General features: G+C 46.4%; 17 protein-coding genes. 11 read left to right on the top strand and 6 right to left on the bottom strand.

Annotation, left to right across the window (positions count from 1 at the left end; genetic code table 11):
* Positions 1-85: 85 nt before the first annotated feature.
* On the top strand, positions 86-913 hold the full coding sequence (locus NKT06_RS01375) for a methyl-accepting chemotaxis protein (RefSeq protein WP_253429204.1): 828 nt from the start codon (positions 86-88) through the stop codon (positions 911-913).
* A gap of 156 nt (positions 914-1,069) precedes the next feature.
* Here the strand turns inward: NKT06_RS01375 and NKT06_RS01370 are convergent, their stop codons facing one another.
* A complete protein-coding gene (locus NKT06_RS01370; protein ID WP_253429202.1) occupies positions 1,070-1,888 on the bottom strand; it encodes an endonuclease/exonuclease/phosphatase family protein in 819 nt (272 codons plus the stop codon).
* A gap of 280 nt (positions 1,889-2,168) precedes the next feature.
* Here NKT06_RS01370 and NKT06_RS01365 point away from each other — a divergent pair, with 280 nt between their 5' ends.
* Together NKT06_RS01365 and NKT06_RS01360 are read left to right on the top strand one after the other, a co-directional pair.
* On the top strand, positions 2,169-3,941 hold the full coding sequence (locus NKT06_RS01365; protein WP_253429200.1) for an SWIM zinc finger family protein: 1,773 nt from the start codon (positions 2,169-2,171) through the stop codon (positions 3,939-3,941).
* Entirely contained in the window at positions 3,938-6,967 is a 3,030-nt protein-coding gene (locus tag NKT06_RS01360) for a DEAD/DEAH box helicase (protein ID WP_301289672.1), read from the top strand. Before NKT06_RS01365 ends, NKT06_RS01360 begins: the two co-directional genes overlap by 4 nt.
* A 150-nt stretch (positions 6,968-7,117) precedes the next feature.
* On the opposite strand, the gene NKT06_RS01355 is transcribed toward NKT06_RS01360, so the two are convergent.
* Positions 7,118-7,582 carry a hypothetical protein gene (locus tag NKT06_RS01355; protein WP_253429198.1) on the bottom strand — a complete coding sequence of 155 codons (465 nt, stop codon included), beginning with the start codon at positions 7,580-7,582 and terminating at the stop codon, positions 7,118-7,120.
* A gap of 382 nt (positions 7,583-7,964) precedes the next feature.
* Here NKT06_RS01355 and NKT06_RS01350 point away from each other — a divergent pair, with 382 nt between their 5' ends.
* The gene (locus NKT06_RS01350) at positions 7,965-8,648 is read left to right on the top strand and encodes a type 1 glutamine amidotransferase domain-containing protein (RefSeq protein WP_253429196.1); all 684 of its coding nucleotides are present in this window, start codon (positions 7,965-7,967) and stop codon (positions 8,646-8,648) included.
* A gap of 102 nt (positions 8,649-8,750) precedes the next feature.
* Here NKT06_RS01350 and NKT06_RS01345 read toward each other — a convergent pair whose 3' ends face one another.
* From NKT06_RS01345 to NKT06_RS01330, 4 genes are all read right to left on the bottom strand, one after another.
* Positions 8,751-9,710: a 2-keto-3-deoxygluconate permease gene (locus NKT06_RS01345; protein WP_253429195.1), complete on the bottom strand. Its 960-nt coding sequence runs from the start codon at positions 9,708-9,710 to the stop codon at positions 8,751-8,753.
* A 6-nt stretch (positions 9,711-9,716) separates the two neighbouring features.
* Positions 9,717-11,174, bottom strand: a complete 1,458-nt coding sequence (locus NKT06_RS01340; RefSeq protein WP_253429192.1) for a glycoside hydrolase family 1 protein — start codon at positions 11,172-11,174, stop codon at positions 9,717-9,719.
* A gap of 50 nt (positions 11,175-11,224) precedes the next feature.
* Positions 11,225-13,153, bottom strand: coding sequence for a beta-glucoside-specific PTS transporter subunit IIABC (locus tag NKT06_RS01335; RefSeq protein WP_253429190.1), 1,929 nt, complete (start codon positions 13,151-13,153; stop codon positions 11,225-11,227).
* Positions 13,154-13,313: 160 nt separating this feature from the next.
* The gene (locus NKT06_RS01330; RefSeq protein ID WP_253429188.1) at positions 13,314-14,132 is read right to left on the bottom strand and encodes a PRD domain-containing protein; all 819 of its coding nucleotides are present in this window, start codon (positions 14,130-14,132) and stop codon (positions 13,314-13,316) included.
* Between the two features lie 340 nt (positions 14,133-14,472).
* Between NKT06_RS01330 and NKT06_RS01325 the strand changes: the two genes are divergently transcribed.
* The 7 genes from NKT06_RS01325 to NKT06_RS01295 all read left to right on the top strand — a co-directional run bounded on the left by NKT06_RS01325 (position 14,473) and on the right by NKT06_RS01295 (position 23,027).
* Positions 14,473-15,009, top strand: a complete 537-nt coding sequence (locus NKT06_RS01325) for an RNA polymerase sigma factor (RefSeq protein ID WP_253429186.1) — start codon at positions 14,473-14,475, stop codon at positions 15,007-15,009.
* Positions 14,993-16,117 (top strand): DUF4179 domain-containing protein, encoded by a 1,125-nt coding sequence (locus tag NKT06_RS01320; protein WP_253429184.1) that lies wholly within the window; start codon positions 14,993-14,995, stop codon positions 16,115-16,117. The genes NKT06_RS01325 and NKT06_RS01320 overlap by 17 nt, the downstream gene beginning before the upstream one ends.
* Positions 16,118-16,150: 33 nt before the next feature.
* On the top strand, positions 16,151-16,732 hold the full coding sequence (locus NKT06_RS01315; protein ID WP_253429182.1) for a VanZ family protein: 582 nt from the start codon (positions 16,151-16,153) through the stop codon (positions 16,730-16,732).
* A gap of 204 nt (positions 16,733-16,936) precedes the next feature.
* Positions 16,937-17,569: a uridine kinase gene (gene udk / locus NKT06_RS01310; RefSeq protein ID WP_017691162.1), complete on the top strand. Its 633-nt coding sequence runs from the start codon at positions 16,937-16,939 to the stop codon at positions 17,567-17,569.
* A 110-nt stretch (positions 17,570-17,679) separates the two neighbouring features.
* Positions 17,680-18,009 carry a chaperone CsaA gene (gene csaA, locus NKT06_RS01305; protein ID WP_062837691.1) on the top strand — a complete coding sequence of 110 codons (330 nt, stop codon included), beginning with the start codon at positions 17,680-17,682 and terminating at the stop codon, positions 18,007-18,009.
* A 337-nt stretch (positions 18,010-18,346) separates the two neighbouring features.
* Positions 18,347-19,633, top strand: coding sequence for an S-layer homology domain-containing protein (locus tag NKT06_RS01300; protein ID WP_253429179.1), 1,287 nt, complete (start codon positions 18,347-18,349; stop codon positions 19,631-19,633).
* Positions 19,634-19,832: 199 nt separating this feature from the next.
* A complete protein-coding gene (locus NKT06_RS01295; RefSeq protein WP_253429177.1) occupies positions 19,833-23,027 on the top strand; it encodes a DUF5704 domain-containing protein in 3,195 nt (1,064 codons plus the stop codon).
* Positions 23,028-23,189: the final 162 nt, after the last annotated feature.

Here is a 23,189-nt window from a genome sequence, read left to right as displayed (position 1 = left end):
CGGAGTGTACGTGTGAATATATCTTTAGTTCAACTTAAATAGATTGAAAAATTCCACTTTTTGTATTGGGAAGGAAAGATGCACATTGAATACTCTTGAATCTCTGGTAAATGCTATGCCTTTTGTTAGCCAAATGTTCCGTGACGACATATCCATATCCATTAATGATCATGAGAAAGTTTTGTATTTTTCCGAAGCAAAAAGTCTGGAAATTGGCGTGAAGGTTGGAGATGAGCTGCATGACGATTATAAAAATTTCAAAATGCTCACCAACAAGGATACGCGTACCGTGGCTCGCATGCCTGGTGATCTGCAAGGCAGACCTTTCGACGCCATCCTAATTCCCATTAAGGAAAACGATCAGGTCGTGGGCATATTGGGTGTGAACTACGCACTGGATAGCCACATGACACTGGAGACGCTGATCCGTGAAAATGAAACAACCATTCATGCGCTCGTCGGCGGCATTCAGCAGATTGCGGCACATTCCGAAGAACTCTCTGCAACCTCCGAAGAGATTCTGCGCAACTCCAAAAAAGCTTCAGAGAACTCCGTTAGTGTGTCTAAAGTAACAAACGTCATTCGTGAAGTATCAGAACAAACCAATTTGCTTGGACTGAACGCCATGATCGAGGCAGCTCGTGTGGGCGATCAGGGAGCCGGATTCGGTGTCGTTGCCAGTGAAGTACGCAAGCTGTCCGATCATACGAAACAAGCAGCGGCTGATATCGAAACCTCCCTCGGTAGTGTACAGGATTCCATGAAACATATGGAGCAGGAGATCGGTCAGATTACAACCGCAACGATGGATCAGGCCAAGCTTGTATCCGAGTTCATGGAAAGCATCGAACAGCTTAGCGAGACAAGCGAGAATCTGAAAAAGTTCGTACATCAGATGCTGGCGCTCGAGTAACCATCCAGTTCCACAGCAGAAATAACGAACGCTATGAAATGTACATAGGAAATGATGTAGAATGTGAAAAGCCTCCGGCTAACTTCCCTTAACAGGAAGTCAGCGGAGGCTTTGTTTTGTATTTGAGTTGATATCCCATTTATAGTCGCACAGCTGTTATATCTCTACAGCAACGCCAAAATGGTCGGACACGACCGGCCCGTTTTTACCGTTCAAGACCACAGTGGAAGACTTGGCCTGAATGGGACGATTGGAGAAAATATAGTCGATTCGCAAATCGCGTTTGTTGTCTGCCCAGCCCGCAATGGCCTTCACCACGGTTGCTCCTTCATCCTTTTGCAATGCTGTGGTGTACAGGTCATTCCAGCCTTTGCTCATCATATAATCATAGCCTTCTCCACGCACTTCCGCGACATTGTTGAAATCACCCATTATATATAACGGCTGATCCATGTAGGGGGCAAGCTTGCTCTCCGTCAACTCCCACTGTCCCTTGAAAGGTTCCTGCGCATCATCCCACCAGTTGTAGTGTCCGTTCACGAACCAGGTTGCTTCACCTTGGACGACCGTCTGAATTCCCACAATCTTGCGTGTACGGTAATTGTTATAATCCCGCATGTGGGACACGTATTCCCCAAAAGCCTGCTTAATCGGCGTCCGGCTAATGATCGCGAGTCCTTCATCGTACTTTTGGAACCCGACATGCGCGGGAATCCACGTCCAGTAATACTGCTCTGTCAGCTGTTGAAGCAGGACGTAGGCATAGTTGTCTTTTTTAATCACAGCGTCGGATTCAGTAACATAATACATCTTCAAGTCTTCTTCAGAAAGCGCCGCTTCCTGCATGGACTGGTTAACCTCCTGCATGGAGATTACATCAAATTGATGTGTATTTATAAAATCAGCCAGCTGACTGATCTTGTTCAGTTGATCCTCTTCCGCCCAAGCGTGTGTGTTTAACGTAAGTATTTTCATATGCTCTCTCCTGTTGTTTGAAATATGACCGTTTTCCCGGCCTGCATCGTTCCTGAAAGGAATACATACGATAAGCATACACAATATGAGGCAATCATGCATGCCACTCGCTCACGGCACCTGCGCATTCATCTTGATTTATGTTTGTCCAAAAAGAACTTCATATTCTTATAACCCATGCACGGATCGGCTCATAACTGATATGATGGATACAACAAATTGACAACATCACGTCATAGACGTGGTGATTACTGAACCTATGTTTACCCCAGGAGATGGAATGATGAACATACCCAATAACATGAGGATGGATGATGCGCAGTGGCAACAATTAATTCGGGAAGTTGCAGAGCATTTTAACAACCTGACGATCATGCGCGGATTCCAATATTATAAACAAAAACGTGTCGGACCATTAACCTATTCAGAACAACAAGGGATTTCGGCCGTTGTACAAGGATCGGAAGAGTACGAAGTAACATTGAGCATGCAATCCCTTACTACAAGTCATTGTACCTGCCCGGTGAGTTCCGTATGCAAACATATGACGGCTGTCTTGCTGAGTTATGCCGAGCAACTGGAGCGACCTGTGCATGCGATTGTGAATGCACACTCCAGTACTGCGCTCAAACAAACGACCAAACCTGTCGGGGCCATGTCCGCAGGACTATCCAGCTATACAGATGCCGATGAACAACAGGATATGGACTTTCCCGACAACCAATACAGCCAGATCAAGGAGCGTGCAACAGAGCTTGCCGATCTCGAAATCTCGGAATGGCATGAGTTATTCCACTCCTGTCTGAGACGGCTGGGTACCGGCACAGCAAGCACATCCTACGTACAGGAAGCAACGGACGAGTTATATGCCATTAAACCAAGGCTGACCGCTGCGATGGACCAACTTTTTGAACTTCATGTGCAGCTGCACCTCATCCGATTCTGCATACCGCCGGCTCGTAACTCCATTACGCATACCCCCGTGTACTTGAGTTACCCTGCCCAACTCGCGGTGGATGCACTTCTGAAAGACATTGAACGGATCTTTAGCCATCCGCTAGACTTGTCCGGTCTAAAGGGAAACAAGCTTGAACAACTTTGGAACAGATTATCTGAAACCTCAGCTTATTTACGCAAACAGATGATGCCTGAGACAGCCAGCATGATGTTCTTCACTCCGATCTATCGACAACTGTGGTTAAACTGGATCGTACCTGAGCTTCAGGGGTCGCGGGACATGTTAGCGTCGGAACAGGATATCTTAAATGATATAGAGCGCAATATAACCGCCGCTTCGACACCTTCCCAGTCAGGTGGAAGTGTCTTGGGTAGCGCTCAGAGTAATAGTAGTGATAGACCAGGCAAAGCCGTAACACTGCCTTTACCACTCGTACTCGCGCAGAGCTGGATGTACTTCCATGTAGGGCAAGACGATCAGGCATGGCAGCGACTCATCCATGGAAGCTCGGCCTATGGTATCCCGCCAGAACATCTGTTGCATTTTCTCCACGTGCTCGCAGATGCAGCTGAATGGAAGCGGCTCGGAGATTGGTTGGTACAACTTGGTCCCCTGCTGGCGAATCGGCGTAACACGCCTTTGAATGATTACATGCATCTGTGGGACACGGCCATTCAACATCTGCCGGATACAGAGAACCGCATGTGGGACACACTTGTCAGCATGCTCCCCCACTCTCGCCCAGCCTATGAGGATGCCATGCATTCTCGTGGTCAGTGGCGCAGGTGGATTGATTTTCAGCTAAGTACAGGGACGGAGCCTCTCGAATTCCGCGTAGCGGTGCTGCAACCGATTGAAAAAGATGCACCTGAACTGCTGCTCCCCTTCTATCATCAGGCGGTGGAGCGTTATATCGGACATAAGAACAGGGACGGATACAAGGCTGCGGTGAAGCTGCTGAAACGCCTGTCCAAAATCTATAAAAAGTTGAAGCAAGAAGCGCACTGGGAGCAATTCATCACCACACTTGCCGTTCGTAACAGTCGGCTGCGCGCCCTGCAGGAAGAGCTTCGGAAAGGTAAACTGATCTCATGAGCTTAATTCATCCATACACTGAAACGATTGAGGTTCACGTCGCTTTAACCGGATATGGTGATGCTTTGTTTTACGGAGCACTCAACACACACCACTTTGTATCGGGACAGTCGCTTAAGCAGCGATTGTTCGCTTGGCATGCGCCTTCCTTCTACGGTACCGAATTGGAAGTTCGGCAGATTGAAGAGATTGAGCTGGTTGTTCTGCCTGCGGAAGAAGTCATTCCCTTCTTTGCCGAGATGCATACGCTGCTTCATATTGAATGGAAATGGGACGAGCAAGCGGAACATCTGATTCGACTGGCTCCGGCATTCGCAGCATCTGTCGAGAAACGCAAATACGTACCCAGCTTTGAGGCTTATCGCGCAGGACAACTTCAGTGGACCTGGGACCCGGACAGCTTGAAAAAGCAGGATCGGGCATCGCTTACCAAAGCGATTCAACAGACGGACGAGAGCTACGCCGAAGGGCTTGGGGCGGCCTACTCTGCCTTCGTATTCCAACGATGGTACAGTTCCGAGGAAGCTGCGACCGATCTGCGGCGTGAATTCCCGCAGTTGTTCCCAGAGCGCGGTACTCTACCCAAGACAGCCGGAATGGATGCTCAGTCCTGGCTCGTATCCATTGGCTGGAAAGCGGATGCTGCACCATTCAGACCTATGCTGCAATTGCAGGAGCCGGACGAGGACGAGCCATCTTGGCGGCTGCGACTGGTGTTGCAGAACAAGCTGGATGCCGCCATCTTGGTGCCCGTCATGCTGGATTCACGCGGCAGACTTGAAGGCGAATGGCCAGAAGTATGGACACCGTTCATTCTGGATCGCTCCGCCGGATGGCTGGATCAGCTTCGCGCACATCTGCCACGTCTTGCAAGCTCTATTAGCGGCAGACGGGATGTGCTGAGTGATCCTTTGGGAGATCAGGAAGCCTGGCAGTTCCTTACACAGGATAGCGGCAGATTGCTGGCAGCGGGTTGGCAAGTCTTGCTCCCGGGTTGGTGGGAAGCAGCCCGGAAGAAGAAGCCTAAGCTGCGCGCCAAGGTGAAGCCAGAGGAAGGCAGTGAGCGGGGACAGTCCTTCTTCGGACTGGATTCAATTATTCATTTTGACTGGCGAATTGCAATTGGTGACACGGATCTCAGCGAAGATGAGTTCGCCGATCTTGTGGCCCGTAATGAACGATTGGTTCGCTTCCGTGGAGAATGGGTTCCTCTCGACCCTGACCTGCTGGAACAGATACGTCGTGCCATGGGCGGTGTAGATCGGGAACAGGGACTCTCATTCCAGGATATTCTGCACCTGCATCTGCTGCATAATGAGCAACGGGAATATCGCAACCAGAAATGGAAGGAAGGACAACAGGCCGAGGAGGAAGAGCAACCACAGGCTAGTGAAAATATTCGACTGGAGGTAGAGCTGAACGAGCACCTGAATCGGGTCATTGCACAACTGGGAGGCGGACAAGGCGGTGCGCCTTCCCTGCCCATTCCTACAGGGCTTCATGCCGAGCTGCGATCGTATCAGAAGGAAGGTTTTGCATGGCTTGGTTTCCTGCGCAGATTCGGCCTTGGGGCATGTCTTGCCGATGATATGGGTCTCGGGAAAACCATACAGTTCATTACGTATCTATTACACATCAAAGAACATGAACCACGTAAGCCGGGACAGGCTCCGGCACTTCTGATCTGTCCAACTTCTGTATTGGGCAACTGGCAAAAGGAGATTAGCCGCTTCGCACCCTCCATTAATGTCAGTCTGCATTACGGGGCACGCCGATTAAGTGGGGAAGAATTCCGGGAGCAGACGGAACAGGTGGACATCATCATCACGTCCTTTGCTACGGCTACACTGGATCAGGAAATGTTGCAGACTTACACGTGGGCGTGCATCTGTCTTGATGAAGCGCAGAATATCAAAAACGCCCAGACCAAACAGTCCCTGGCCGTCCGCAGCTTCCCGGCAAAACACCGCATTGCCATGACAGGCACACCAATCGAGAATCGGTTGTCCGAGCTGTGGTCGATCTATGATTTTACCAATCCAGGATACCTGGGTAGTGCCCGAGCATTCCAGACTCGCTTTATCAGTGCCATAGAGAAAGATAAGGATGAGCAGCGGATGCAGGACCTGCAACAGCTCGTGAAACCATTCATGCTGCGCCGTAAGAAAAAAGATCCGAATATCCAGCTTGATCTGCCGGACAAAAACGAGATGAAAACATACATTCACCTTACGGGCGAACAAAGTGCATTATATGACCAGTCCGTGCAGGCCCTGATGGATAAAATGAAAGAGCTTGAAGGTATCAAACGCAAAGGTGCGATTCTGTCGGCACTAACTCAGCTTAAACAATTGTGTGACCACCCTCTGCTGCTGACAAAAGAAGCTTTGCCGGAGGAACTGCCCGAGGACGGCACATTAACATCTTCTTATGATGTGTACAGCCCGCAGGATATGGCGATGCTGATCAGCCGTTCCGCGAAGCTGGAACGACTGATGGAGCTTGTCCGTGAATTGCGGGATGAGGGCGAGCGATGCCTGATTTTCACCCAATACATCGGTATGGGACAGATGCTGCAACAGGTACTCCGTCAGGAGTTGCAGGAACCTGTGCTGTATCTGCACGGGGGTACCTCCAAGACGGCAAGGGATCGCATGATTGAGGAATTCCAATCCCGAACACTGCCTGAGGACAAGCAGCCGTCCGTCTTCATCCTGTCCATCAAGGCAGGCGGTGTGGGATTGAATCTGACCGCAGCCAATCATGTCTTCCACTTTGACCGCTGGTGGAACCCTGCTGTTGAGAATCAAGCCACCGACCGGGCTTACCGGATGGGTCAGACCAAAGATGTACAGGTGCATAAGTTCATCTCTCTCGGTACACTAGAGGAGCGGATCGACGAGATGTTGGAGAGCAAACAGCAGCTAAGCGATAACATCATCACAAGCTCCGAGAACTGGATTACGGAATTGTCAACGGACGAGCTGAAAGATCTGTTCACTCGGCGTCGTGACTGGTCGGGCTAACTTGGATTGAAGAATGCAGTAGAAGACGGGACTTCCGTCCCCGTTTAAGATAAGTTATATAATTAAAAAGAGAAACACAAAAAGAGCGAAGTTTCGGAATTAAAATTCCGGCTCCGCTCTTTTTGTATTGTTACAGTTAATCATCCGTTCTTAACGCATGTTACCGATGATAGATGATCTTGATTCCTGCATTTTTTTGACAAAGTTTGTCATTACATCAAATGCTTCATTACGCTTGTTGGACATGGACTGCAGACGAAGCATGTCCATCTGCTGGGAATTGCTCGCAGCATCAATTTGGCCTTTCAGCTTCTGAACAGCTGCTTCATCCCCGTTTTGCTGGGCAACCTGCAATTGAGAGTTCAACTCCGCGATCTGTTGATTACGGTTCTGTACCTCCTGGATTTGCGTTTGCAATTGTGCATCCAGTAATTTGGTACGTTCTTGTTGGACCATCATCAAAGCCGTTTCGATATCCATACTGCTAATGTTGATAGGTGTTACGCCGGAGATGTTGGAGACGGAAACTGTGCTTGCTGAAGCTGAAGAGACGATAGATACTGCAGCGACAGCAGCAACTACGGATGAAGCGAAAAATTTACCTGAACGTTTCATGACTGTTCCTCCGAGTCCATATGTAATATGTACCAGTTTTTTGTTGGCATCTTCCGTCATTCTAAATCAAAAGTACTAGTTGTTCAATCAAATTAACATCAAATTTGAAATAATTTTGATATCGCTTACACACGCCTACCTCCGCTTACAATTTGAGTAAATTAAACAGGGCATTATAAGTAAAAGTGCATTCTTAAGGGTATATTTACTACGACTAAATTGTTCTTACTCCTACGCTTGAAAGTAACAATGGAGATCGAAGATACGTTCATGATTTTACTTTAGAACATGGTTATGTTATGTTTAATAATATATTTTACACAATTTAATTTTGTAATATTTAATATAAATGAATGTTATACACTTTACGGGAGGTTTTTATATGAAAAAGATACTGGTTGTTCTAACAAATGTAGATAAATACGCAACAAAGGACGAACCTACCGGCTTGTGGCTGAGCGAAGCAACTCACTTTATTGAAGAGTTTGACCATAATGACAATGTTCAGATCGATCTGGTTAGCCCTAAAGGTGGTAACGTACCTCTTGATCCAAAAAGTCTGGGTGACTCCCTCGATGAGAGCACCAAAGCCTATTTCGAGAACGAAACGTTCATGAACCAATTAAAAAATACGCTGAAACCTAGCGAAGTAAACGCGAGTGACTACGATGCAATCTACTTCACAGGCGGTCACGGTACGATGTGGGATTTCCCGGACAATGCCGAACTTCAAGAGCTTTCTCGTGATATCTATGAAAAAGGCGGCGTTGTATCCGGCGTGTGCCACGGGGTTACAGCTCTGCTGAATGTGAAGCTGTCCAACGGCCTGCTTTTGATCAACGACAAAACCGTTTCCGGCTTCACAAATGAAGAAGAAACATTGGCTCAACAAACCGAGTATGTTCCTTTCCTGCTGGAAGATGCTTTGAGAGAACGTGCTGCACATTACGATAAAGCTGCTGCCTTCAGTTCCTATGTCACAACAGATGGCCGCGTGGTCACAGGGCAGAATCCGCAATCCAGCAAAGCGGTAGCTGAAAGTGTTAAACAATTGCTTGGTCTGTAAAATAAACCGATTCATTCCTCTCCTCCCCCAGGAGATCATATAGATGTACAAAGCAAAACAGCATGTGATCCGTCATGACCTGACAGAACACATGCTGTTTTTTTATTGATTTGTTGATGCAGAAGCTTCCGTCGTTGTTCCTCCAGCCAGACGTTTCACGATATAAGGCACGGTCACCGACGTCAGGATCACGGCAAAGGCAATCTGAGCGATAGCTGTGTCCACATAAGGCGCATACGCCGGATTGAACCCGGCAGCCATCGAAGGCACCACCATGGATAATCCAGCAACCGAACATGTCGCAGCCGCTGCATAACCGGGCCGTCCTAATATCTTCCGATCAATTCCCATGAGCGGCAGCATGCAGATCAGCAAAAATAACACCGTGACCAGCAAACCGGATAGACTGGATTGAAATGCAATACGCAGATCAATATTCGACCCGAAGCTGGTGCCTAGAAAAGGCAGCAGAATCAGTGTTCCCGGAGCGAACATCTTCTGGATGTTGTTATCCAGGTTACCAAGAAGTATGCCGATGAAAAAAGGTACTAGTGTAGCAAGTACGCTAAGGTAATCGATACCAACACCGCTCGCGGAATTCAATATCATAACCGGAATAACCGGTACGGCAATCAGATTCAAAATGCCAAACGCAGCACGATCCACATCATCTCCGTACGTGTTCATCAGGGCAAGATATAAGCCCGGATTACAACTGGTCAGAACGGCGATGAAAGCTACCGCTGACACTCCTCCGACCCCACTTATGCCAAAAAAGTGTACAAATGCCCAGCCGAACAGGCAGCTGATGAGAATACGTGAAATACAGAGTACTCCTGCTCTCTTCAAGGTCACCAGAAGCTGTGACAAGTTCAGTTGTGTCCCTGAAACCAGCAAAATCATGCCAATCAGCACCATGGTGCCTTTCGATGTGAATAGTGCTGTCGTTGGATCTCCGACCTGAAAAAACGATGGAAACACCGTGTTGATGACCGCAGCGGCCAGCATGGGAACGATCAGCAAGCCGCCGGGGATTTTTTTGATACGACCCAGAATATTCATGCTCTGTTACAGTTCTGCTCCGTTGGAACGGATCACATTCTGATACCAGAAGAACGAATCCTTCCGATATCTTTGCAGCGTACCATTGCCATAGTCATCCTGATCGACGTAGATAAATCCGTACCGTTTGCTCATTTCGGAAGTACCTGAACTGATCATGTCGATTGGCCCCCACATCGTGTATCCCAACACTTCGACCCCATCCGCAATGGCGAGTCCCATCTGTTCGATATGTTTGCTCAGGAAATCAATCCGGTATGGATCGTTGATCGTTCCATCTTCATTCAGCTTATCGTAGAAGCCTGAGCTGTTCTCCAGAATGAAGACAGGCTTTTGATACCGATCATAGACGAGATTAAGCGTATAACGCAGGCCAATCGGATCAATCTGCCAACCCCACTCGTTAGCGGGCAGATGCGGGTTTTTATATACACTGTGTACATTACCTGCCGTTAGTTCGAGCTGCTCCGTATCACTGCTGGAAATCATCGAGTTGTAATACGACATCCCCACAAAGTCAGCCGTATGTGCGCGAATGTTATCCAGATCGCCATCCTCGATATTCAGCTGGATCTCCTTGTTTTTGAAATACGTTTTACTATAGTAAGGGTACTCGCCTTCATTGAGCACATCCAAGTAGAATTGATTTTTCATCTGATCATCCTGCTGCATCTGAAGTGCATCCTCCGGCTTGCATGTGTATGGATACGTTGTAAAATAAGCGACCATGCTTCCAATCTGATTGTTTGTATCAATCTCATGAGCCATCTTGGTTGCTCTGGACGCAGCTACAAATTGATGATGCAGCCCCTGGAACAGCATTTCTTCATAATTCGGAGCATCATAATCAATGATTCCCAGCGTCTTCGCCGATGCTTTCACGCTCATGTTGATCTCGTTGAACGTCACCCAATATTTCACTTTGCCCTTGTAGCGATTGAACAGCACATTACAATAGTTCACATACAGATCGATCAGCTTGCGGTTATACCATCCTCCGAACTTGTCCATCAGTACAATTGGCGTATCAAAGTGACTGATGGTGATCAGAGGCTCCATACCATGTTTAAGACATTCATCAATCACCTGATCATAGAACTCTAGTGCCTTTTCGTTCGGAGCGGCATCGTCGCCACCTGGAAATACTCTGGCCCATGAAATGGAATAACGAAATACTTTGAATCCCATCTCGGCGAACAAGGCGATATCCTCACGGAAGTTATGATAAAAATCGATCCCCCGGCGCTTCGGATATTTCACGGTATCCGGGTCATTCCTCGCCTCTTCAATCATCTCCCAATTTACCCTGATCTGCTTGGTCACCTTGCGGTCGTTCTTCTCGTTAAACTTCATCACTTCTGGAATGGTCAGGCTCTTGCCATCCACATTATAAGCACCTTCAGCCTGACAGGCAGACAGTGCACCGCCCCACAGAAAATCTTTTGGAAAATTGGAATTCGTCATTTTAGTTTCCTCCTGTTATTACGTGTTATTTAAATGGCTTATTTAAGGTTTCAGGGGATTAGCTTGATCAGCGCTTCACTCTCCCGGATCGGGCCGCTGGTCGCTGTAGTCAGTACGTCCCCATACTGTTGCATGTTGGTAACGACAATGGACGTGATGGTGTTGTAGCCCGCTGACGTAATACCCTCCGGATCAAACTCCACCAATAAATCGCCAGCCTTGATGGTCTGTCCCTGTTCGATATGGGCGTTAAAATATTTCCCTTTCAGACTGACGGTATCCACCCCGATATGGATCAGGATCTCGACACCATTCGCTGCCTTTAGTCCAATGGCGTGTTTGGTGCGATAAAGTGCTTCGACTACCCCATCAAATGGAGCGTATACCTTGCCATCTGTCGGAACAATTGCAATACCTTTACCCATTAACTCTTGGGCAAATGCCTGATCTTCTACCTCAGAGATGGGTTTGATCTCCCCTGTCATTGGACTAACAATAAGCATGTCAGAAGATGTGGATGTCTGTGATGGCACTGACTCTGGAGTAGTGTCCGTTGCAACTGCCGCCTGATTGCTATTTACTTTATTCGTAGCTTGCTGCTTTGATTTATTTCCATCTGTATCTTCCTTGATGCCCGCCAACAGCGTGAACACAAACCCGAGTACAACTGCAGCAATACAACCAATAACGACATACATGTAACGATCCGATGAATACGTGCCAATTGCCAATACACCTGGAAGTGAAATAGCATTCGCTGTTGTATGCACCAAGCTGTAGAATCCACCGACTACTCCACCTGCCAGACAACCTGCAAAGAAGGGACGTTTGTATTTCAGCGTTACCCCATAGATCGCCGGCTCGGTAATTCCGAACAAGGCGGTGAATCCACTCGAAGCAGCCGCTGATTTCATCGTTTTACTCTTCGTTAGGACAAACACACCAAATGCTGCTCCAGCCTGAGCCAAATTCGCCGCCAGTGCCGTTGGTAACAGCACGGTTGCACCCAGTGTAGCCACTTGTTGAACCTGAATAGGCATGATCGCATAGTGCATACCAAACATGACCATGATCGGTTTGAAAAATCCAAGAATTGCACCAGCAAGAACACCTGCAGTGGAGAACAATGAGTTAATACCATTAGTCAACCAGTCACCGATATATGATCCTACTGGGCCGAGCACAATCAGTTCCACTGGAATCATAATGAACAAAACAATCATTGGGGTAAGCAGGACCTGTAGAAACTTGGGAATCACTCGATTGACGATTGGATACACATAACTCATAATCCACACCGCCAGAATGATTGGTATGACGGAAGAAGAATATTTCATCAACAGAATTGGCATGCCAAGAAAATCGATACTATTTACACCCGTCTCAGCAATCTGAGCCGCAGCGTTCAAAATGGTTGGATGCATGAGTCCCGCAGCAAGAGCTACCGCCAAGTAGGGATTGGTTTTGAAACGGTTTGCTGCACTAACAGCCAGGAAGAATGGCATGAAATAGAAAATGCAGTCCCCGATCATGTTAATGATCGTCAGGAAACCGGAGCCTTCCAGGTAACCCATGGCAGTTATAACGGTAGCCAAACATTTGATCATCCCGCAACCAACAAGTGCTGGCAGAACAGGGGTGAATATACCTGCGATGGTTTCAAGCACTACGTTGACGGGATTACGTCTCTTTTTCGGTCCACTGTCTGTAGACTCCGTAAGCTCGCCAATCTTGCCAGAAGTTAAATTCTTCACTTCACTGTATACCGCGTCTACTTTGGCACCGATAACAACCTGAACCTGTCCACCGGAATTTTGTGCCTTGAGCACACCTTCGAGCTGATCCAGCGCCTTGAGGTCTGCTTTGTGATCATCCTTCAATACGAATCTCAAACGGGTTGCACAGTGCGTCAGACCCGATATATTTTGCTCGCCGCCAACGAGATCAAGTACGTTTTTAGCCAAGTCTTTGTTGTTCATGACCCTTCTCCTCTACATGAATAAATTGGATATATAAAAAATGACCAAGCCGGGGAATCGTCATTCCCTACGCTTGGTCATGCCTGATCGAATCAGTAACAGTCCAATATGGATTATTCGGTTAGTTTCTTCACTAGTTCATTCATTCCGTTGGTTCATTCTAAATCAATCGTTGGATATGCAGAATCAGATATAACTTTTCATCATCCGAACAGGTCCAGCCATAGTTATTTTTCAGAAAGTCCGCAATCTTCTCCACACAAGCGAGTTCTTTCGGAAACTTCTCCTTCACCATCAGGAAAAGCGATTCATTCTCGTCTTTGAGCGATTTACCGCTCATCTGCCTCAGAATGAAATACCGAATATGTGTGGCAAAGCGCATGAAATGGATGGAATCCTCTTGAAAGTCAATTTTGAGAGCATATTTGATCACGGACAGGATCTCGCCCGTAACTGTGGTTACCTTGGTGGTATCACTCATCTCTCCAGAGCCCACCTGTGCATTAACAAAATGCAGAGCAATCAGTGTTGTTTCGGCTGTCGGCAGAGCGATATCCGTTTTTTCCTGAATCAGTTTCAGGGCAGCCTCCCCCACCCGGGTCTCGTCCGGATAGAGTGTCCGCACTTCCCATTCCAGCGGATTTTTGATACGGATGCCTTCTTTGGTTCGGGTTAATGCAAAACTGATATGGTCAGACAGGGTGAGAAGCAGATTCGGGTTAAATGTTTTATTCAGGATCTGACTGCCCAGCTTGATGACTTCCTCCGCGAGATAAATATCCTCAATCGGAATACTGTTCAGCAGGTCATACATACGGATGTTCTTTGGTGCTACGAATATTTTCTCTACCAAGTCCGTCTCCGTCAGCTCATAGGGCGTTTTCAGAAATCCTACACCCTTGCCTACGACAAATACCTCTTCGTTATGTTCATTAATAGCGATGGCTACGTTATTGTTTACTTTCTTGATAACCTTCAATGTTCTCACCCCCCAACAAAAATAAAAAAAGACCGAAAGCGATTACAGTAAAGCAATCGAATTCGGTCATGCCTGGTTTCCCCAGTAACAGTCCGTGTTATGAATATAAGTTTATTATAGTGCTGTTTTCGAAAAAGTCAATCATCCAATCTTCAGGAAAAATCAACCTTTCTTAGCATTGAAGGGATCATAGAGAACCGATACGTCATATATAACAACGCTCTTTTTTTTAAAAATTATAAAAATAAATGTGACCATATGCCCTACCCGCCAGTCTAATTCATATCAAAACCAGCCAAGTGCTGGCTTCATCCCTCCAATACGAAAGGAGCTGTTATCCATGGATTCAACCGATCTCGTTAACCAGGCCATCCAAGGAGATCGTGAAGCCTTTATCCGGCTTATTCGAGACATTGAAAACTCTTTGTACAATACGGCAAAATCCATGCTGCGAAAAGAGGAGGATGTGGCCGATGCCATTCAGGAGACCATTCTGAACGCATATAAATCGGTGCATACACTCCGGGAACCCCGGTATTTCAAAACCTGGCTGTATCGCATCCTCATCAATGAATGCAACACGATGCTGTCTCGCCGCTCTCTCTCCACCGCTTATGCGGAAGTACCTTCAGAAAAGCGGGAGCATTCCAGTCCCTACGATGAGGTTGATATGCGAGAAGCGGTAGACCGTCTGGAGGAATCGAAACGAATTGTAGTCGTTTTGCATTATTTTGAGGACCTATCCCTGCGTCAAGTCGCCGATACGCTGAATATTTCCGAAAGTGCAGTGAAAATGAGACTTACTCGGGCAAGGCAGGAGTTATATCAGAAATTCAAAAATTTTCGGGAGGTAAACTTACATGTCAAACCCGTTTAATATCGATCAGGAATTAAAAAACCAAGCAAAGGAGCGTCCTCTGATGTCTGAACTCGTTCGTAACCGGATTGATGCCACACTTGATTCTCTGCCGGCGTCCCCAAACCCATTGAAAAGCGAACAGATTATGCGCTCCAGTCGCCGGAACAAGCGATGGCACAAGGCTGCAGCTGCAACGATCGCAGCCGGAGTATTGGGCGTGACCGTATTTGCATCCGGCTTTGTATCACCGGCCATGGCTGCCTCCTTGCGCAATATCCCACTCGTAGGAAGCCTCTTCAGCTCAATTGAAGCCGATATGGGTCTGCGAACGGCGGGCAACGACGGCTTGACTACCCCTGTTAACAGCAAGATCGCTTACCAGGATGTGAAACTGGAAGTCCTTGAAACAGTTTATGACGGTACCCGTGCTGCGTTTCTGGTTCATTTCACTGCGCCTAATCTGAATCAAGGCGAATATGACAATGGCAAGGACATCGTAAAACTGAGCAGCGGAATTGAGAATGTCTTTTTCAAAGTCGACGGGTCCCTTTCGGATAGCGGACTGTTCTATAGTTCGGTAGGAGAAACGCAGCCAAATACACTGCTCTTTGAGCAGGTCATTTCCTCCGATCAGGGAGCGGCACAATTGCCGGATCAGTTCGACGCCAAGGTTCAATTGACGTTGCAGGGCATCGATCATGAGTTCGAGTTGACGGTTCCTTTTGCCAAATCAACAGAAAACATTCATCAGGTTCTGCCTAACACAGCCATGACCAACGATCTGTATACGGCCGCTGTTACGGAGGCTGAGGTTACCCCTGTCACTACCCGCCTAACTACTGTTATCAGATTGAACGATAAGAGTACTCTTACGGCAAAAGAGCAGGAGCAGCTGAGTCACATCGGATTTGCCGTCTATGATGATCAAGGGCGGCAACTGACCTCACTTAGCGGCGAGGGCACCTATAAGGGAACCCAATTAACATCCGAACACATATATGCCACAACTGCCAAGGATGTAAAATATCTGATAGTGAAACCTTTCGAGATCAAGGATGATTTTACGGAAGAGGTTAAAGACACTCAATTCATCAAGGGAATGGAAATGAAGATTCCGCTTCAATAGCCTGATCTCATTTCCTTGTGGAGGAGCCATCCCATGTCCATCCAATATTCAATCTCATCTCCCATCGTACTTGGTCCATTATTCGTTCTGGTCCTGCTCGCCCTGATGCTCCATGTCAGGGTGAGCAAAACCAGGTATACGGTCAGACATTATGTGTCGATACTCGCATTTGTCATATATTTGTTGGGCGTTATGCACTTTGTATTTTTCCCTATCGACGTGAACATCGGAATCTATGCCAATCAGACCCCATGGTATCAAAGTATTCAATGGATTCCGCTTCTGACTGCAGATGCAGCAAGCTTTCTCCTCAACATTGTGCTGTTTATGCCACTGGGGTTCATGCTTCCTTTCATCAAGCCTTGGATTCACTCGATACGAACAGCAGCATTCGCAGGATTGAGCGTAAGTTTCCTCATTGAAATAACACAGTTGCTACTTCGAGCAACCTTAGGCAACGGTCGCAGTACCGATCTGAACGATCTGATAGCCAATACAACAGGATGTGTCCTTGGTTATGTCATCCTGAATATGTTCACAAAAAGTTCCATCGGACAGCGCCTGCTGGCCCTATGGGAGTCACCGCGGGGAGTATCATCCAAAGATATCCAGTAAAATGAATATGAACAAGTAAGCATAAAGCCCCTGAAGGCAAAACATGGTCCATACACCAAGATGAAAAAAGCCGTCTGCTATGGTACAATGAAGGAATTGTGTATTCAGAGACAGACATGTGGATAAAGGCTATGAACGAAGGATTTCTGATGCGCTTTTATCCATTCATCATGCTGCCATTTTAGGGAGGCTTATGGAACAACCATGCTCATTATTGGTATCGCCGGAGGAACCGGCTCCGGTAAAACGACGGTAGCTCGCTCCGTCATAGACCGTCTGGGATCAGGTAAAGTCACGTTTATATCCCAAGACAATTATTACAAAGACCAGTCGCAGCTCACACCTGAGCAACGCCGACTCACCAATTACGATCACCCGTTTGCATTCGACAATGATCTGTTGATTGAGCATCTCACTTTGTTGAAAAAAGGCCAAGCGGCGTATGCTCCCGTATATGACTTCACCATAGATAATCGTGCTGCCAATGAGACGGTTGAACTGGCACCGAACCATATTGTCATTGTAGAAGGATTGCATGTGTTGATTGACGAACATCTTCGCAGTCTGATGGACATCAAAGTATTTGTTGATACCGACTCCGATGTGCGAATTCTGCGCAGAGTACTACGGGACATTGAAGAACGCGGACGCACGATCCAATCCGTGTACAAACAATATCTCGAAACGGTAAAACCGATGCACGATGCTTTTATCGAGCCATCCAAAAAGTATGCCGATATCATTATTCCAGAAGGCGGACATAATGAAGTAGGTATTCAGATGTTATCCATCCTCACCGAGAAATATCTCACCGGGGAAAATTGGAACGGCGCTTAATATGCTGCAAAGCAATAGAACAGAAATCCAGGTTACGATACCGCGTAATCTGGATTTTTTGTTGATTCTTCATTTATAATAATCCCATAATTGAAAGGAGATCTCTCCCTATGGCTACTTTTGAAGAGTTCATGCAGCATGATATCCGGGTTGGTACAGTGGTGGAAGCCGAACCCTTCCCCAAGGCTCGCATACCCGCTATTAAAATGACGATCGACTTCGGACCACTTGGTCTTAAACGCTCTAGTGCTCAGATTACCCAACGATACACGCCTGACATGATCATCGGCAAACAGGTCGTTGCGGTAGTTAATTTTCCACCCCGGCGGATTGCCGGTTTTGTCTCTGAAGTACTCGTGCTAGGCGGTGTGCCTGGTGAAGGCGATGTTGTCTTGCTTACACCGGATAGCCCATTGCCTAATGGAACACCGATAGCCTGACTTTATGTTGAGTAAAAAGAATATGGGCTTTTCAAATGTTTGGAAATCGAGTATTCTTGATGTATTGATTATTGATGAAGGAACTACATATGTTGGAGACCTTAAAGCATAAGGCTATGAATCTGCGGATTCGTGGCCTTTTTTTGTGTTTTTTTGAGGGAATATAGGTCTAGAGAATTAGTGAGAGTTGTGTGGAGAGGAGAAAACATATTGATAAATCATACCAACAGCCTAGTATTACATGGTAGAATATTCATTAATATTACAAATTTAGTATCTAGTAACCTAACTCGTACATATCAAAAACAACAAACTACAATGGAGAGGAGTAAGATTCATGAAAAAAATGATGATTTCCGGCGCAACGGCATTGGCTATATTAACAGGGGGGATCGTAGGTTTTGGAGGCATTGGCAATCCTGTAGAAGCTGCACAAGCTACAACTAAATTCAAAGACGTTCCGGCTACACACTGGGCATCCTCAGCAATTAATTTGGCCGTGGAACAAGGTTATTTCAAGGGGTATGCTGACGGGACATTTAAACCAAGTTCACCGGTTACCAAAGCTGAAATGGCAAGTATCCTTGGCCGTTTAACCGACCAGCCTAATGCATCGACACAGGAACAAAATAATTTCACGGACATACCTGAGTGGGCAAAAAGTGGTGTCTCTACTGCTATTGCAAAAGGTTTTATCAGCCCTTCTAATTACAAGGGAAAATTGGATGCACAAGGTGCTCTTCAACGAGGGGAGATGGCTACTTGGCTGACGCAAGGGCTAACCGTGGTTGATCCTGAGTACAAACAAGCACTCTCTGATGTAACCAACACCGTTGTGCCTGCAAAGGAATATTTCACAGGTAAGCTCGCAAGCACTCAAAAAAATGCAGTCGCTGTTGCCCTGGGAACGGGACTGATGAGTGTAGCCAACGATAAAACATTTGGTGTAGATCGTAGGACAACACGAGCTGAAGTAGCTGTATTGATCGCCCGTTATGCAGCAGTTGCCAAGACAAAACCTGCTGATTTTCAGGGGCTGAATGAGCTGCGAGCGGTGGGTTTGACGGGGACGAATTTGAGTATTATTGCGCCATCGTACAAAAAAACACCAGAAAGAAAAATTATTCTATCTGGCAATCAGAAGTACGATGAAGTTGTGACTAATGACTTTTCGAAAGTTAGAAACAAAGAAATCGTTACAGATACTAATTATGCTGATCTTAAAGTTTTGAATTGGATTATTGTAGATACTAATGTTGCTAGCAATAACCGTAGTATTTATTATCCCGTTTTTGTAGATGAAGGAGTAAAGCTGCAAAATGATAGATACTTTTCTTTCGTTGAGTTTGCTTTAAATATTAAATCGGCATCCATGAACCAACCACAAGCCGGAAGTCTCCTTAATTCAGCTACCTTTAATCCTATGACTTCCCCTCAATCAAAATCATTTTTGTCATACGAAGCTCCAAAAACAGGAGATTACACTTTGAACAGAGGAGTTTTTGGAGTTACAAATCCTGTATATTGGGCACAAGGAATGTTACATTTTAATCAATCTGTGACAAGAGCTGTAACCTTAGAAACCAAAGAGGGGGCAATCTTTAGTGTCATCGATACAAAATAAGATAAAAGATTTAAGGTTGAAGCCAGCTATCAGTAAATTACTGATAGCCTTTCTAACCATCTGCTCTTTATTAACACCTTATTCTTTTGTGCACGCCGGTGGCGGACCTGGTACTAAACCTGTAATAAAGCCTCAATATATGGTGCCTGAAACACCGGCGAAATCTCAACTTAAAGTTATACCTGTTGAAGGACAGAAGATGACCAATCTCGGTATTTATATTTATCAAATTGATGATTTAAGATGGAGTGTTGATGGCGGATGTAGTGGGCCTAATGATCATATTTTGCTAACTAACGACCCCTCAACGAATCGTCCTGTTTCTTCGACAGTTTGTGTGGATCTTGATCTTGATAAGGAAGTATACAAACCTGCAGTATACATGGATAAAAACAGCGATCCTTATCCACGTTCAGAATTAACCGAGGTTTCCCTAACGCCTCATTATATGGACGACAACCAATATTACAATGCAGATTTAAATATGCCTAAACTTGTTTCTGTTGAATCCTTCAATGGTAGAAGAACAAAGTTTACAATGAAAATAGGCGGCGTTATTAATGCAACAGATGCTAGAGAATATAACTCCCCTAAATGGTCCGCAGATTACATCTTCAACACAGATCTTTACTGGAAAGGTCTCGTTGAAATAACCAAAGAGATCAACCTTACCGCTGGCGGGCAACTTAGCTTGAACCAGTCCAAACAATTGAATGCAACGGTCAAAACGAAAAATGGAGATGGGAACTTTGGAGCGGAGACCAATGTAAACACTGGCAGCGGGGGTACAACGACATGGGAATCTTCCAATCCTGGTGTCGCTACCGTGAGTAACTCCGGAGTAGTTCAAGCCGTTAGCAGAGGAACCACAACCATCACCGTATTATGGAAGAAGGATGATTTTGAGCTAACTACCACAACAAACATCGGTGTCGAAGAGAGCCCAGGTACTGGCGAGGGCGACGGTAACGGAGGCGGTGGAGGTTGCACACCAACGATTGGACCACCTTCTGCTGGAACCATCATGAGCATGAATGATCTGGATCCAAATACCAACGGTGTTATCAAGTCAGATAACAGGGACAATGAGACATTCAATGTGTTAAAAGGAATACCTACTTCCGAATCACTCTACACAAATGCCTTTGCTGACAATTATCTGTTTAAACAAGCCTGGGCGAAAATGAGCGGTAAAGTTACATACAACTGTAATGTTACAATCTCGTACGACAGAGAGTGGACAGTACCTGGACCAGAGGAATGTGATGAAGATGGTTGTAGACCAGGGACACCTGTACCTGCGAACGACACGGTACCCAAGCCATACAACTTCCAAATCACAAGAGACTACTCCTACTGGAAAATTAATAACCTGGAAGTATATAAGATCGCTAAAGCAACCATGAACAATTACGCTTTGCCCGGTGAGACCGTTACGATGAATCCATCAGGATACACACCACCAACACTGGAGTCTAAAAATGATGAATCCGTAGAAAGCCATGTACGACCAGGGCAAACCACTTCAATCTCATATACTCCACCCAAATTAACAGGTGGTTTGAACCAACCTCCCAGTGTGCCTGATGATACATCACGGTTAAAAGGGATGGCTGAATCCAACACACCTCAAAGTAAAGTGAATAATGATCTAGTGAAATTTAACAACACAACCATTATGAATGATGTAGAAGCAACCAAAGATGGCCCAACACCATCCAACATCCCTAATCCAACGACGATCGGTCGCGATGTGCTGTACAAACCGGGTAATATGATCAGCAATTCCCTGCTGAATAAAGCAAACACCACAAGCTCTGGTGAGATCTATTATGATTTGCTACCAGGCAACGTGAATGGCGGCGCCAATAAGCTATTACCGATTAACGGCATCAACACCGTCACGGTACATACCCCTGTCGTCAATTACGCCTGGGTATCGGATGATCAGCGGCATAATCAGAAAACCGTGCCGGACCCAACAAGCGCTGCACTTATTCTGGAACGTCCGTTCATTGTACGAATCCCCACATCGGGACAGCACTTGGACGCAGCAAGTTATCCTGGATATGGGAGTCGGGACTATGCCAAATATTTTCGAACCAAACAGGTGCAATTCCCGTTTGATGTCTACAACGCAGACCGGAGTCAGTTTATCCCTGCCAAGACATGGGTCGATATTCCGGTCAATCAACTGGATACCACATTTTATCTCCCTGTATGGGTAGACGAGGGGAAATACCATATTACATTCCGCAATATTGCAGAGAATGCACCTGCAAACTATACCGAGCAACAGGACGCCAATACCAATCTGGCCCATCATGTTGCAGCAGACACCGTACCGATAGATGTCATCGGAAGGTTATATGATTTTCACGTCACGGATATCTCTGATTACAACTGGGAAAATGTATTTCGCAAACGGCTGGGCAGTCCCGAACCAACGGGCCTTAGCTACTGGGCTGGAATGAATAGCATCGATAGTGATCCACGGGGTAATCTGGCTCCATTTGTATTACCCATTCGACCAGGAAGCCATCCGGTGCAGGGATTCGCTAACGCGACTGTAAAGACAGGGTACCATTTCAAGTTTGATCTGAAGACCAAGGGCAATATGTTTGGCAAACAGGATGGTATTCGAATTACACCCACTTTTGCTTTTGTGAGTAACGACGGTTCTTCCCGGCAAGAAGTAGATCTGTACTACCATCGAGGCCAGGAACGCCTGATTCGCATCGGATCGGTGCAGGATCTGGAGAAACGATTTGTTGTCCTGAACTCACGCCTTCGGAATATACCAGGCACAGAGTTAGGCGATACCGCGCGTTATCAGTATACTTATGAACTGTCAGCGGAAGAACGCAACCAACGTACGTTGGCGGAACATATGGTTCGCCTGGTCGATCAGACTTCCCATCAAAAAACATGGGTGGGTCGTTATGATTGGATGATCCTGTCTGCTCCGATTCGGACACTCATTGGACCCAAAACGGGCATTCCTTCCGGGGTCAATGTAGACCGGGCTAATGCAGCAATCCAGCGCTGGTACGGGGAGTACAGCTTGCCTGCGGATGTATATGCCGTACCAAAAGGTACGGATCTAGTGCCCCTCGCCCGACAGAATCAGCTGGATGAGAAATCGAATATTTTTCTGAAGAATGGTTACATCGTGGTGAACTTCAATATGGAGAGCTTGCGGAATGGAAATACAGAGACACCCCATCTGCAATACATTCATGCACCATTGATGAATCAATGGCAGATGGAAGGTTTCAACAAAACGCCATCAGACGTCCAGGGCAGAACCTGGCCTCTGAAGGATGGTGATATTGTCTTTTACCATGCCGATCAGTCCAGCAGGAACGATTTCCAATCCCAGGTACCACACTAGTACTACACTGCTCATGTCAATGAACTGGCTAAGCAGAGGTAGACAACTACATGTGGACAGAAGATCTATGTAGAGAGTTAATCTCCAAATTAGACCGACTGTGCATATAGAGATAACACCCAATTAAACAACAATTATCGATGCTGATGAAATAAGTATGAA

The sequence above is a fragment of the Paenibacillus sp. 1781tsa1 genome (assembly GCF_024159265.1).
In the GTDB taxonomy this organism is placed as follows: Bacteria; Bacillota; Bacilli; order Paenibacillales; family Paenibacillaceae; genus Paenibacillus.
Note: the sequence above shows the minus strand (reverse complement) of the source record. Positions and strands in the feature narration are given on the sequence as shown.